Annotated in this window: 11 protein-coding genes; 6 read left to right on the top strand and 5 right to left on the bottom strand. The window is 67.4% G+C overall.

From position 1 onward, the window contains the following. The first annotated feature begins 4 nt into the window (after nucleotides 1–4). The gene (locus tag IEY58_RS12750; protein ID WP_189046257.1) at nucleotides 5–508 is read left to right on the top strand and encodes an RNA pyrophosphohydrolase; all 504 of its coding nucleotides are present in this window, start codon (nucleotides 5–7) and stop codon (nucleotides 506–508) included. 218 nt (nucleotides 509–726) lie between these two features. Beyond that, nucleotides 727–1,443, top strand: a complete 717-nt coding sequence (locus IEY58_RS12745; RefSeq protein ID WP_229743686.1) for a DUF1194 domain-containing protein — start codon at nucleotides 727–729, stop codon at nucleotides 1,441–1,443. 21 nt (nucleotides 1,444–1,464) lie between these two features. Here the strand turns inward: IEY58_RS12745 and IEY58_RS12740 are convergent, their stop codons facing one another. The 3 genes from IEY58_RS12740 to IEY58_RS12730 all read right to left on the bottom strand — a co-directional run bounded on the left by IEY58_RS12740 (nucleotide 1,465) and on the right by IEY58_RS12730 (nucleotide 4,806). Beyond that, nucleotides 1,465–2,388, bottom strand: coding sequence for a dihydrodipicolinate synthase family protein (locus IEY58_RS12740; protein WP_189046255.1), 924 nt, complete (start codon nucleotides 2,386–2,388; stop codon nucleotides 1,465–1,467). Between the two features lie 34 nt (nucleotides 2,389–2,422). Next, nucleotides 2,423–3,718, bottom strand: a complete 1,296-nt coding sequence (locus IEY58_RS12735; protein WP_189046253.1) for an MFS transporter — start codon at nucleotides 3,716–3,718, stop codon at nucleotides 2,423–2,425. A 71-nt stretch (nucleotides 3,719–3,789) separates the two neighbouring features. After that, entirely contained in the window at nucleotides 3,790–4,806 is a 1,017-nt protein-coding gene (locus IEY58_RS12730; protein ID WP_229743685.1) for a 4-hydroxythreonine-4-phosphate dehydrogenase PdxA, read from the bottom strand. Nucleotides 4,807–5,164: 358 nt separating this feature from the next. Here IEY58_RS12730 and IEY58_RS12725 point away from each other — a divergent pair, with 358 nt between their 5' ends. From IEY58_RS12725 to IEY58_RS12710, 4 genes are all read left to right on the top strand, one after another. After that, on the top strand, nucleotides 5,165–6,634 hold the full coding sequence (locus IEY58_RS12725; RefSeq protein ID WP_189046250.1) for a hypothetical protein: 1,470 nt from the start codon (nucleotides 5,165–5,167) through the stop codon (nucleotides 6,632–6,634). 134 nt (nucleotides 6,635–6,768) lie between these two features. Continuing rightward, on the top strand, nucleotides 6,769–7,848 hold the full coding sequence (locus IEY58_RS12720) for a hypothetical protein (RefSeq protein WP_189046248.1): 1,080 nt from the start codon (nucleotides 6,769–6,771) through the stop codon (nucleotides 7,846–7,848). Nucleotides 7,849–7,861: 13 nt separating this feature from the next. Then, entirely contained in the window at nucleotides 7,862–8,692 is an 831-nt protein-coding gene (locus tag IEY58_RS12715; RefSeq protein WP_189046246.1) for a glycoside hydrolase family 16 protein, read from the top strand. Between the two features lie 121 nt (nucleotides 8,693–8,813). Next, on the top strand, nucleotides 8,814–11,465 hold the full coding sequence (locus tag IEY58_RS12710) for a hypothetical protein (protein ID WP_189046244.1): 2,652 nt from the start codon (nucleotides 8,814–8,816) through the stop codon (nucleotides 11,463–11,465). A gap of 132 nt (nucleotides 11,466–11,597) precedes the next feature. Here the strand turns inward: IEY58_RS12710 and IEY58_RS12705 are convergent, their stop codons facing one another. Beyond that, nucleotides 11,598–12,227, bottom strand: a complete 630-nt coding sequence (locus IEY58_RS12705) for a response regulator (RefSeq protein ID WP_189046242.1) — start codon at nucleotides 12,225–12,227, stop codon at nucleotides 11,598–11,600. After that, the gene (locus IEY58_RS12700) at nucleotides 12,224–13,588 is read right to left on the bottom strand and encodes a histidine kinase (RefSeq protein WP_189046240.1); all 1,365 of its coding nucleotides are present in this window, start codon (nucleotides 13,586–13,588) and stop codon (nucleotides 12,224–12,226) included. The genes IEY58_RS12705 and IEY58_RS12700 overlap by 4 nt, the downstream gene beginning before the upstream one ends. Between the last annotated feature and the right edge of the window lie 39 nt (nucleotides 13,589–13,627).

Genomic DNA, 13,627 nt, shown 5'->3' with positions numbered 1-13,627 from the left:
CACGATGTCGGTGACGCTACCGTTCGTCCCGGAGCCCGGGCCGGAATACCGCCGCAATGTCGGCCTGATGCTGCTCAATGCCCGGGGCCAGGCCTGGGTCGGCCGGCGGACCGACACCGACCTCGACGCCTGGCAGATGCCGCAGGGCGGCATCGACAAGGGCGAGAGCGCGGCCGCGGCGGCACTGCGCGAGCTCGAGGAGGAGATCGGCACCGCCAAGGCCGAGATCCTGCTCGAAAGCGACGGCTGGGTCGCCTATGACCTGCCGCCGGAACTCCGGGCCAAGGTCTGGGGCGGCAAGTGGCGGGGCCAGGCGCAGCGCTGGTTTGCGCTCCGTTTCACCGGCACCGACGCCGACATAGACATCGCGACCCGGCACCCCGAATTCAGCGCCTGGCGCTGGGTCGCGCGCGCCCAGCTGCCTGCGCTCATCGTGCCGTTCAAACGCCCGGTCTACGAGGCCGTGCTGGCGGACTTCGAGCCGAAGCTGAGGGCGCTGGGGCTGTGAGATAGCTTCCCGTCGCCATCCCTTTCCTCTGTCATCCCCGGGTCAAGCCCGGTCCCATGACGGAGGGGGGGAAGGGCAGCCGTAAAACAGAAAGGCGGCCCGCCGGCCGTTCACTCTAGATCACTGGGCCACGCCCAAGGACGCCGGACTGCCCGTTTTGCGCGGGTACGCATCCTCGGGCATACTGGCCCCTCATCCCCGGTGTGGGAGGAGGGGCCATGCGGCGCGGTCTCGTCCTGATCCTGGTTTCGCTCGCCCTCGGCCTGATGCCCGGCCGCGACTGGGGCGAGGATGCGCTGCCGACACCCGCCGTCGACGTGGCGCTGGTGCTTGCGGTCGACGTGTCGTCGAGCGTCGACGAGGGACGCTTCCACTTGCAGGAGGCGGGCTATGCCGCGGCGTTCCGCAATCCCACGGTTCAGGCGGCGCTCTTGAGCGGGCCCGAGCACGCGATTGCCGTCGCCTATGTCCAATGGGCGGGCGCCCGCTCGCAGCATGTGGCGCTCGCCTGGAGGCGTGTCGACAGCGAGGCGGCGGCGCGTGATCTCGCGGACCGGATCGGGGCGATCGAACGGCTGGACGAGGGCTCGACCTCGATCAGCGGCGCCATCGATTTCGCGATGACGCTGTTCCAGGCCATGCCCTATCGGGCGGCCCGGCGCATCCTCGATGTCTCGGGCGACGGCAGCAACAACAGCGGCCGGCTCGCCTATCTCGCGCGCGACGACGCGGTCAAAGCCGGCATCACCATCAACGGCCTGCCGATCCTGACGGTCGAGCCGGAGCTCGACCACTATTACCGCGACAATGTCATCGGCGGGCCGGACGCCTTCATGGTGCCGGCGACAGGCTTCGACACGTTCGCGACCGCGATCGCCTACAAGCTCGAGCACGAGGTGGCGGCGCGCCCGGTCAAAGGCACGCCGCCCTCATGACGTCTTAACGGGCGTGACGTCTTATCGGGCCCAGCGCAGCACCAGCGCGTCCAGCCGGCGCGCCACCTCGATGAGGCCGGCGCGTGTCGCCGGGTGGAGCGGGGCCAACGGCGCGCGCGGCGCGCCGCTTTCGATGATGCCGCCCTCCAGCATCAGCGCCTTGGCGGCGAGCAGGCCGCATTGCCGGTTCTCGTAGTTGATGAGCGGCAGCCAGCGATCGTAAGCGCGCTGCGCTGCTTCGCGGTTGCCGGCGAGATAGTCGCGCACGATCGGCACGATCCCGTCCGGATAGCCGCCGCCGGTCATGGCGCCGGTCGCACCGGCGTCGAGGTCGGCCATGAGCGTGATCGCCTCCTCGCCGTCCCACGGGCCCTCGATCGCGTCGCCGCCAAGCCGGATGAGCTCGCGCAGCTTACCCGCGGCGAACGGCACCTCGATCTTGAAATAGGCGACGGCCGCCACCTCGCGCGCGAGCTTGGCGAGGAAGGCGGCGGACAGCGGCGTGCCGGCAACCGGCGCGTCCTGGATCATGATCGGGATCGAGATCGCGTCGGAGACGGCGCGGTAAAATTGCTCGATGCCGGGCTCGGCGACGCGGATCGTGGCGCCGTGATAGGGCGGCATGACCATGACCATGGCCGCACCCAGCGCCTCAGCCTCGCGCGAGCGCTCGGCGCAGATCCTGGACGAGAAATGGCTGGTCGTGACGATGACCGGCACGCGGCCCGCCACGTGCTCGAGGATGGTGCGGGTCAGCACTTGGCGTTCCTCGTCCGAGAGCACGAACTGCTCGGAGAAGTTGGCGAGGATCGCAAGCCCGTCGGATCCGGCGTCGATCATGAAATCGACTGAGCGCTTCTGGCCGGCGAGGTCGAGCGCGCCGGTTTCGGTGAAGATGGTCGGGACGACCGGGAAGACGCCGCGGAAGCGGGGGGTGGCTGGCATGCTGGGATTCTCCATCCTCTCTCGCGAGGCTCACTTAAGGGGCGGCGGCGGGCACGGCATCCTCTGCCATGTCGCCGTCGGCGGCCAACTGTAGCTCGGGTCGGATGGTGAATGCCAATGCTGCGCCGACCAGCAGCAGCACGACCGAGCCGACAAATGGCGCGGTCCAGCTGCCGGTGCGGTCGATGATGAGGCCGAACAGGATCGGCGAGGCGATGCCGGCGACGGCGGCGCCTGCGTTGATGATGCCGCTCGCGGTCCCGGCATAGGCCGGCGCTACGTCCATCGGCACGAGCCAGATCGGTGCGATCGACATCTCGATGAAGAAGAACGCGGCGCTGAGTGCCAGCGTCATGACCGGCAGATTGTCGCTCACTACCACCGGGATCAGGCAGACGGCCGAGGCGACGAAGGTCGCCGCGATCAGCGCCGAGCGGGACTTGGTGAGGCTGCCGGTGCGCCGGAAGATCCGGTCGGCGACGATGCCACCCAGCGCGTCGCCAGCGACACCAGCGAAGAAGACGCCGGAGGCGAACACGGCCGAGCTCTTGAGATTGTAGTTGTAGGCATGGAGGAAGAAGCTCGGCAGCCAGGTGAAATAGAGCCAGCCGGTCCAGCCGTAGCAGAAATAGACCGCGGCCGAGGGCGCGATGCGCTTCAAGAGCCGGCGCCACGGGATCGGGTCGCGCCGCGTCGAGCCGGGCGCCACCGCGGTCTCGGGTGGCAGCCGGTCGAGCTCGGCCTTCGTGATCGCCCGGTCCTCTCGCGGATGGTCGCGGAAACCCCCGTACCAGAAGACGAGCCAGACCGCGGTGCCGATGCCGACGATGATGAAGGAGGCGCGCCAGCTCGTGACCGTGATCAAGGCCGCGATGATCGGCGGCGCCACCGCATTGCCGAAGCGCGAGAAGGAATGGGTGACACCTTGCGCTAAGCCGCGTTTGTCGACCGGGAACCAGTTGATGATCGCGCGCGCCGCCGCCGGCAGGGCGGCACCCTCGCCGATGCCGAGGGCGAGACGGACCGCGAACAGCGAGGCGAGCGAGCCGACGAAGCCCGTCGCGATCGTCGTCACGATCCAGATCGCGACGCAGCCGATCAGCGTCCAGCGCGGGCCGAACTTGTCGGCGATGACGCCGCCGATGATCTGGGTCACGAGATAGCTGTAGGCGAAGGCGGAGAAGGCGATGCCGAGCTCGGTGTTGCTCAAGCCCAGCTCCTTCTGCACGAAGGGCGCCGCGGTCGAGAGATTCACCCGGTCGAGATAGAGCAGGAAGCTGAGGCCGCACAGCAGCGCAAAGACTCTGGTCGTCGCTCGCAAGCGAAGCATGAACCCTTCTCCCTTTCGATGCCGGCGCCCTTCGTGGGGCGCTCTCGTGTGGTTGGTCGTGTTTTGACGTGTCAGGCGGCGAGGCCGCTTTCGCGGTAAGCCACACCCATGCGGGCGGCGAGCAGGAAGGCCTGCACGATCGCTTCGGCATTGGCCTTGTTCCGTCCGACGATGTCGAACGCGGTGCCGTGCGCCGGCGTCGCGATTGGCACCGGCAGGCCGCCCTGCACCGTGACGCCGCGCTCGAAGCCCAGGAGCTTGATCGCGACCTGGCCCTGGTCGTGGTACATGGTCACGACCGCGTCGAGCTCGCCGGCGCGAGCCTTCAGGAAGATCGTGTCGGCCGGGTAGGGGCCGAGGATCGGCAGGCCCTCGGCATTGAGCTCGCGTGCCGCAGGCTCGATCACGTCGATCTCCTCGCGCCCGCACGTGCCGCCGTCGCCGCCGTGCGGGTTGAGGGCGGCGAGCCCGATGCGCGGCTGCTCGAAGCCGGCTTGCCGCAGCGTCTTCACCGTCAGCGCCGCCGCCGCCTTGATGCGCTCCTTGGTGACGAGGCCGGGCACGGCCGAAAGCGGCACGTGGCTGCTGATGCGCGAGGTCCAGAGCGTGCCGAGCGTGTTGAACTCGCAGAAATAGCCGGTGACGCCCAGATAGTCGGCGAAGAAATGCAGCTCGTCCTCGAACGCCATGCCGCCCTTCTTCAAGGCCTGCTTGTTCATCGGCGCGAAGCAGACCGCATCGACGTCGCGCCGGCTGACCGCATCGAGGCAGAGCGTCACCGCTGCGCGGGCGCCCCGGCCGGCCGCAATCGTCACCTGGCCCGGCACGATCTCGCCCTCCGCGACCGTGTCGACGACAAGGAACAGCGGCGTGTCGCCCGTGGCCGTGCGCGCGGCCGTCCAGTCGGCGATCGGTCGGACCAGCGTGCCCAGCCCGGTGATGCGCTGTGCCGCGTCCCACACCCAGGCGTCGCCGACCAGCACGATCGTCGCCGCCGCACGCACCTCTGGCCGGGCCAAGAGTTTCGCCACCAGCTCGGGCCCGATGCCCGAGACGTCGCCGAACGTCACGGCAACGATGGGTTTCATGGACGACGCCATCGGCTCTCTCCCTTGAGGTCGCATCCGTCTCGGACGCTCTTCGCTGCTTTCGTTATCGCGGCGGATCGCTGGTGCTGCTTGAGGTAGGCCGGCGATCCTCGTCAGGGCGCAGTATGGCGGGAGATTCCGGAGCGGGACCAATTGGAAGATCGCATCGACCGATCACGTTTCGTGATCGATTTCGCTCAGGGCTTCCGCGCCCACGCCCGTATTTGACAAGCGGGTGCACCGTCTGGCCGAGACCGGCGGGCCGTTTGGATCGTGGATCGGTGTGGCCGATCTCCTATCAAAGCTTTGTGTAACACTATAAGTTGCAGCCGCTGCAGATCGACTTCGAGGTGCGCGGATGCTGGCCAGGTTCTGCTATGCGCTGGTTCTGGGCCTGCTGCTCGCCTCCGCCGGATTGGGCTGCCCTGCTGGGGCGGCGGATACGTCGACAGACAATGGCGGCATTTGCGTCGCCTGCATCGGCATCCGCGTCGGGCCGCCGCGGGTCGTGCGCGGCCCGGCGGCGGATATCGCCGACAATCGCTTTACCGAAATCGAGTTGCCGAACGGCACTTTTCGCGGCTTCGACGCCCATGGCGAGACGCGCGCCATCGACGGAAAGCATGCATGGGATATGGGAGCTTCGGGGCGTGTGGTCCTGGGGCCGGGGGCGTCGGGTAGCTTCGATTCCTGTGGGCAGTGGCTGAACCATGCCGAACGCGCTGGCGCCGCCACCCTGGGGTTCATTCATGCCGAGACGGCGTGCAACTACGCGGCTGGCCAGACCCACAAGTCCATGGCGCTGGCAACATCGAACGACGACGGGCTGACCTGGCGGCCCCTGGGACAGATCATTACCGGCACCGACAGCCCGACGCCGGGAAGAAACACCGGCGAAGGCGATTGCACGGCGGTCGACGGCCATGACGGCTACTATTATGCCTATTGCTTCCGGGCCCGGGACGGCAGCCTGATCGCGGCCCGCGCGCCGGTTTCCGACCCGGCGCCCGGCAACTGGCAGAAATATCTAAACGGAAAGTGGGATCAGCCGGGGCTGGGCGGCAACGCCACCCGTCTTGCGAACGGCGCCGGTGCCAGCGTCGCCCGCTGGACGACCACTGGAGACCTGGTCTTGACCGGCTGGGTGCCGGGTGGTCTTGGCCTGTTCCTCACCCGCGATCATGTCTCCCTCAAACCCATGCCGGCGCCGCTGCTGGTTGCAGATCCGGGAAACTGGCGCCGCCCCGCCGCTTCCGAGCTCATCGCCTATCCCGTCCTGCTCAATGCCCGGGACGGCAGCAACCAGCTCTCGGATAGCTGGATGCTGGTCTATGCCTATTGGCCGCCGGGCGGTGGGCACGCCGACAAGTACCTGGTCTTTCGCGATGTGACGGTCACGACCGCGGCGGCGGCCACGGGGCCGCAAACGGGCGTGCTGCTCGCGCGCTGGTACAACCCGGCGCTCCATGACCGGTGGTCGACCACGGGGCCCGTTCCCGGCAACGACACGGCCTACCGGCTGGAGGGGCGGTCGGGGTATCTGCTGACCGCCGCGCAGGGGCCAGTGCCGACGACCGAACTGGAGGATTGCGTCAGCAACCGGCCCGGTCACCCGGACCATCTCCTGGCGGAAAAGGGCTTCTGCGAGGCTCATGCCTACCAGCGGCTGCGCACGGCGGGCTGGGTGTATACCCAGGCGGGACCGGGGATGATTTCGCTCTACCGTTGCTATAATGCGAAGGAACAATCCCACTTTGCCTCGAACGCGCCGGACTGCGAGCAGCTCGGCGAGAGGGAGCAGCTGCTTGGCTATGCGCTGAGCCAGTGAAAATCCATGAAATTGTCCGCTCGTCAGGGGAATCGCGCATGACCTGCCACGTGCTCGCGGCTCGCCAAAGGCCATTTGGCGTGTCCTGGAAGCTTTCAATCCGGTGTGCTGCTCGTTCAATCGCCTTCGGCCTGTTGCTGGCTGTTCTTCTCGCCGCGGGCGCGGCCCAGGCGCGCGATGTGCTTCGCGGCGTCGACTTCGTGCATCCGCTGCAGTTCAGCGCGGCGGATCAGGATGCGAAGCTCTCGGAGCTGCAATCCCTCGGCGTGCATGTGATCCGCTTCGGCATGTATGCCGAGGATGAGGACAAGAACGTCGACTTCATCAAGCGAGCCTATGCCCACAAGATCGCGACGGTGCTCATACTCCACGGGCTCTATGCGCCGGGTGCGCCGGAGCGCGTCTTCAAGCCTAAGGAGTTTCCCGGCATGTGGCCGGGGCCGCCACTGTCCGCCCTCGATCCCGAGCGCTCGGCGCAATATTTCCGCGAGCTCATGGGCAAGCTTGAGGCCAATGGCATCGTGCTGGCCGGGCTCGAGCTGGAGAACGAAATCAATATGGCCGGGAACAATCCCGACTTCCGTCTGCCGGGGGAGGGGCGCGTCCTTGGCCTTGCCGATCTCACGCACGATCCGGAAGGGCAGCAGGTCGCGAAAGGCTACCTGCAATATCTCAAGGTCTTGGGCGTCCTGAAAGATGTGCGGGACCATGCGAAGCTCAACGGCCATGCACCGCTGCTGCCGACGAGCCTCGTCGATATCGAGCAGGAGGGGCCGTGGCCGACGCCGAAGCCCTATGACGGCGTCAGCGTCGGGGCCACGATCGCCTTCTTCCGCGCCCATGGGCTCGACCAACTCGTCGATGCCTACAACCTGCACACCTATCCCTGGGGCGACCACCCGGGCGACAAGACTTCGGCGATCCACCGCCTGCGCCGTCTCGAGGCGCTCGTCGATCCCATCTGCGTCCCCGGTGGAAAGCCCTGCTGGATCACCGAATGGGGCTTCGCCTATGCGGGCAAGTCCTGTTCCGCGCCGGAGGACAACGCGCATGCCCTGCTCGTACAGGAGATGATCGGTGATTTCGCCCGACTGGCCGAGGAAGGCCGGCTCGCCGGCCTGATCTACTATTCCTGGACCGGCGACACGCAGTTCGACGTCGAGCGCTGCGGCAGCCTCGCCGATGCGGGGCGGCGCGCGCTGAGCCCCTTCTGAGGAGCGGTTCGATATGGGCCTGGGACCGATCTCACGGTGCTTCGTTCTCGTCGTCACCTGCTTCACCGTCGTGTGTGCGCCAGTCGGCCGGCCGGCCGCCGCCGAGCTGCAAAAGCTGACCTGGGGCAATCCCGACCAGCCGTGGGGCACCAGGCGTCCAGTGACGGCGGCGGATCGGGCGGCCATCGCGCGCTACCGCGCGGGGCATGGGAAACCCGCCTTCGCGACGGATTTCACCGATCCGGCGGCGCTCCGTGCCGATTGGCTGATGCAGTCGGACGATTATCTGAAATCGTGCCGCCGGCCGGAGAACGTCGTTGCGACGCCGGGCGGCCTGCAGCTGCAAACCCTTGCGGCCACGGGCTGCCGGGCGCAATGGTCGACCGGCTATGCCATCAGCCGGCAGCACTACGGGTACGGCTTCTATGAAGCGACCATCAAGGCCGGGGACATCGATGGTCTCAACAACGCCTTCTGGCTCGTCACGGAGGACCATTTCGAGATCGATGTCTCAGAGCTGCATTTCCCGAACATCGATCGGCTGACGCTGCACGATAACAACAAGATCGATGGGAAATGGCCGCCTGCCGTGGGGTTCGACGGCCGTTTCACCGACAATTTCTCCGAGCGCTTCCACGATATCGGCGTGTTGTGGACAGCGACGGACATCGTGTTCGAGGTGGACGGGGAGCCGGTTGCCGCGATCCGCACGAGCGGAGCGATCAAGGCTGCGGCCGACATCCGTTTTTCCACGGCGCTCATGGACTACGCGGGCAAGATCCCGGCCGATCCTGTGGGCCACCACATGTCCGTGAAATCGCTGCGGGTTTACCCGATTTCCTAGACGATCGGCCCGTGTAAGGCGGGATGAGTGAGAAGTGAACGGGCGAGCACGGGCGTCGGAGCTTCGTGCCGCTGCTACCAGGGCTGCGCCAGGCGCGCCCCCTCCGTCTGGGAGCGTATCGATGGGCTCGACAGTTTTTCCTCGCGCGCTGTTCTTGGCTGGCCTGCTCCTGAGCTGGGCCGCCGTTTCGGGTGCTTGTGCCGCGGAACCTTCGGCGGCACCGGAGATTTGGGTCACGGCCACTTCCCAACCGATCCAGATCCAGTCCCGTTGGACAGGCGTCCGGACTGACGCGGTCGACCAATGGAGGCCGGACGCCGCCTGGCCCGCCGTTGCTGCTCATGCGCGCGTCGCCAAGCTGATCGCTGGCAATATTGAGAACACGCACGAGGCGGACCTCAAGGCCGTGATCGACGAGGTGCGGCGCCGTCACCTGGCGCTCGCGCTGGAGATCGGTCCGCTGGTCCGGACACCGGAATGCGGGCCGCCCACCGAATCCTACGGCCGCGCCGGTGAGACCGAGGCGATCCTGCAGAGGATCCGCGGCGCCGGTGGCGAGCTCGACTATGTCGCGATGGACGAGCCGTTCTTTTACGGCCATGTCGATCCCGGCGGTTGCCGGCTGTCCTCCGCCGCCATCGCCCGCCAGGTCGCCACCAGCATAGCGTCAATGCGCCGGATCTTCCCGAACCTGAAGGTGGGCGACATCGAGGTGGTCGGGACCGATCAGGCTCGTCTGGCCGAGCTCGTTCAATGGGCCGACGACTACCGTGCGGCGACCGGCGAGCGGCTGGCCTTCCTGCACGCCGATGTCGCCTGGTCCGAGCTCGCCATGCGCAACCTGCCGCCCCTCGCGGCGGGGCTCCGGCAGCGGCAAGTCCCGTTCGGGATCATCTACAATGCCGATGCCGACGTCGGCAGCGACGTGGAATGGACCCGAAGCGCCGTCGATCATGTCGCCGAGATCGAGACGGCGCTGGGCATCCATCCCGATGCGGCGATTTTCCAGACATGGACACGCTATCCAACGCGTGTCTTGCCCGAGACACAGCCCGGAACGCTGATGGGCGTACCGCTGCAGTATTTGCGGCCGCCGTCGAGTCTCAGCTTGTCGCGGTCCGGCGACGGGATTTCCGGGACGCTTTCCGGCCCGGATGGCGCGCCCATGGCCGATGCCGCGATCCGGCTCACGGCGGTCGATGTGGCCGGGCGCGCCTGGCCGACATCGCGCTCGCTGTCGGGAACGGTCCCGGAGGGCGCTGCTACCGCGGTCGTGGGAATCCGGGTCGGGGTCGAGGGCGCCTGTGACTGTGCCGGTCCCACCGCCGTGATCCTGGGCGGCTTGCACTATCGCGAGCAGGGGCGGCCGGCTCAGGATGTCTCGCCGGTGACTTTGCCGGTCGCGGATGCGCCCATGAGCCTGCGCACCCTGGTTGTGGTGCCGGGGCGGACACAGGCGCCGAATCTGAAGCAGTTCCCGGTCACGCCCGGGGCATCCTTCAGCTTCGAGGCCTGGATCGCAGCACCTGAGGCCGCAGAGCGCTCTGGCTACGCCACCGTCGTCTTCCTTGATGCGCAGGGAAAGGGGTTGCTGCGCCGAAATCTCTGGTTCGAGCCTGCGGTCGGGTCCTTGGGATCCGTGGCGACGGACGCCCGAGGCCGCTTCCATCTGGCTTGGCCGGCGAGCGCGGCCCTCTCGCCTGAAGCCGAGGTCCGCGGCGTGTTCGATTCAGACCCGTCGCACCGGCCGGCGATGGCAATCCTGCCGGCCGTGGGCGCTCAGGCGGCGAACCAGCCTCCTCCCGTGCTCGAGCGAATACTGCCTGCGGGCGCATCGCCGGTGACGATCCTCGGCCCTCATTGGACCGAACTCGCCAAGCTTTACGGCGGCGGCGCACCGGAACCGGGCGTCAAGGCCCAGTGGGATCAGACGACGAAGCGGATCCAGGCGATGCGCCTGACCGGTGCTGCGATCATGGGGATGTCCGATGTTGCCTTGGCGGCCTTGGTCCGCGATCTCAAGGCCCGTCGTATCGCGCTCGGTCTCGAGGTCCTGGCCACCAACTGGTGGCATGAGCCTGCCTGCGGCGGCGGGATCGAGGGCTATGTCGACCCCGGCTCGACCAACCAAATCGTGGCGAAGTTGGTGAAGTCCGGCGCCGTGCTCGACTTCATCGCCATGGACGAGCCGTTCTGGTTCGGTCACCTCTACGGCGGCAAGAACGCCTGCCGCAGTGCCATCGCGGACCTGGCCAACCGGGTTGCGGTCAACGTCCGGATCTATATCGCCGCTTTCCCCAACCTGATCGTGGGCGACATCGAGCCCTTCCCGGCGGTCTCCAGCCAGCCGAACTGGCGCGCCGAATATGCTCAATGGGCGAACGCGTTCGCGGCTGCCACCGGGAGCCGGCTCGGCTTCCTGGACCTCGATTTCGACTGGTACGCACCACAGCTCAACACCCAGCCGGCGCCTGGGCGGACGGATCCCGCAGCGATCGCCGGCCTCGCTCGGACGGCCGCCGCAGTTGCTCGGGAGAACGGGCTCGAGATCGGCATGATCATGAACGGCGGTGGTCGCCCGACCGCCCGGTCCGACGCCGACTGGATCGCCCAGGCTCGCGAGCATATCCGTGCGCTGGATGCTTCCGGGGTGCGCTTCGATCGGGTGCTGCTGGAGACCTGGGACCAATATCCCGCGCACACCTTCTCCGAGAGCGATCCTGCCGACACGCTGGCGGGCCTGGTCGCGGAATATGTCCTGGCGCGTCGCTGAGTTTCCGTGCGGGCTGAGCATGTGTCGCGGCTGCGTCTCAGGCAGTTGGGACCAAGAGTGCGCTGCATTGGCCGGTTCGTCTGAGGTTGGATCGTTCTTGCTCGTCCAGCCCCAGGCCGTCGAAAGCCGCCATCAGCTCGCATATCCTTGTCTGATCGCGAGGCTGATGAGTTCGGCCGTGGTCGCAACGCCGAGCCTCGATTTCAGCAAGCTCAGGCTGTTGGCTACGGTCTTGTAGCTGACGCCGATCACCTCGGCCATCTCGCTCAGGCTGCGCCCCTCCGCAAGCAGCCTCAGCAGCTCGGTCTCACGGACCGACAGCGCTGGTCCCATTGCACGCTCCGGCCGCCGCACGATGCCGGAGAGCGCCAGTTCCTGGGCGATTTGCCGGTCGATATAGCGCGCGCCGCCTGCAACGCTGCGGACCGCATCGAGGATCTCGTTGGACGGCGCGATCTTGCTGACATAACCCAGCGCGCCAACGCGCAGGGCCTCCGTCGCATAGATCGGCTCGGCGTGCATGCTGAAGATCAGGGCCCGCACCGTCGGCCGCTCCGCCACCAGGCGGCGCAGCAGGTCGAGCCCGCCCATGCCCGGGAGATTGATGTCGATGATCACGACGTCCGGCTGCTCGGCCGCGAAGACGGCGAGCGCCTCGATGGCATCGGTCGCCTCGAGCGGCTCGATATCGGGTTCTCCCTGGAACAGCCGCTGCAACCCCGAGCGCACGACGGCATGGTCGTCGACGATCAAGACTTTCATGGCGGCAGCTCCGCCATTTCCGCCGACGGCGCCTTGGCGCTCTGCGGCAGGATCGCCATCACGGTGAAGCCGCCGTCCGGCCCGGTGCCCGTCGTCAGCTGCCCGCCGGCCGCTTCGACCCGATCCCTCATGCCGATCAGGCCGAAGCCCGGCTTGGCTTCCTCCGCGCCTTTGCCGTCATCGCTCACCTTCACCACGAAGCCATCGTTCCCCTCCAGGCGGAAGGCGACCCGGATGCAGGACGGCGCGCCATGGCGTAGCGCATTGATCAGCGCTTCCTGAACGATGCGGAAAACGGTGACCTCTCCCAATTCGCCCGACGGCTCGAAGCCTTCCCCCAGATCGAGCGAAAAATCGACCTCGGGATGACGTCGCTGCCAGAACAGGACCAGGTTCGCGACGGCCCGGCGCAGCCCGAACTCCGCAAGGCCGATCGGGCGCAGCCGGTTGACGATAGCGCGGAGATTTTGCTGTGCCTGGCCGATCGTTTCCCGGATCGCGCGCAGCGTCGGGTCGGCGTCCGGAGCCCGGGTTGCGATCTCCTTTTCGATCGCGGCCGCATCGATGGTGACGGCCAGCAGCAGCGGGCCGATATCGTCGTGCAGGTCACGCGCGAGATCCTTGCGCTCCGCCTCGTGGGCCGTCAGCAGCTGACGATAGAGCGCGCGATTGCGTTCGCGCACCGCGCTCAGATCTTCGGCCATACGGTTGAAGGCGGCCGCGATGACCTGCGTTTCCGGCAATCCACCGGCCGGCAGCCGGGCTTCAAACTCGCCGGCGCCCACGCTATTGAGCGCCGCCGACAGGGCCGAAAGCGGGCGCAGAACGCGGGTGGTCGACCACCAGATCAGAAGGCCTGACGAGATAACAAGAACGGCAATCGGTGCCGCCATCTCGCTGAGCTCGTTCCAGACCTCGAGCACCTCGTTGCGCGGGTCGGTCTCGATCCGCACGGTTGCGATCGGACGAGCGATCGGGGGGACTGCCAGCTCCTCGGCGTTGCCCGGCACGCCGATCAACCTGACGAACCACGATGGCATCTGCTCCCGCGCCGTTCCCAGGGTTGATTGGGTGATCGGCGCACTGCCCGATCCGAGCAAAACGGCGCGCACATGCCGGTTGCCATCGAACGCCGCTACCAGTTGCCGAAGATCGCTCGCCGGATCCGCCTGCGACGCGAGATTGTCCAGCGAGGCGTGCACGGTCTGCCGTGCGACCACCAGCGCCGAACCAAGCTCGCGGGCGACGGAGTGCCGGGCCTGCCGAATGGTCAGGGCGCCGCCCAGCGCGAGGCTCAAGATCAGCGCGAGCGCGACTGATCCCATGAGACGAACGCGCAGGGAGGGCACGGTTTTGTTCATTGCACCGAAGGATACTGGATCGGCATGGGCCGGCAAGGC

Source organism: Aliidongia dinghuensis (genome assembly GCF_014643535.1).
Lineage (GTDB): Bacteria > Pseudomonadota > Alphaproteobacteria > ATCC43930 > CGMCC-115725 > Aliidongia > Aliidongia dinghuensis.
Note: the sequence above shows the minus strand (reverse complement) of the source record. Positions and strands in the feature narration are given on the sequence as shown.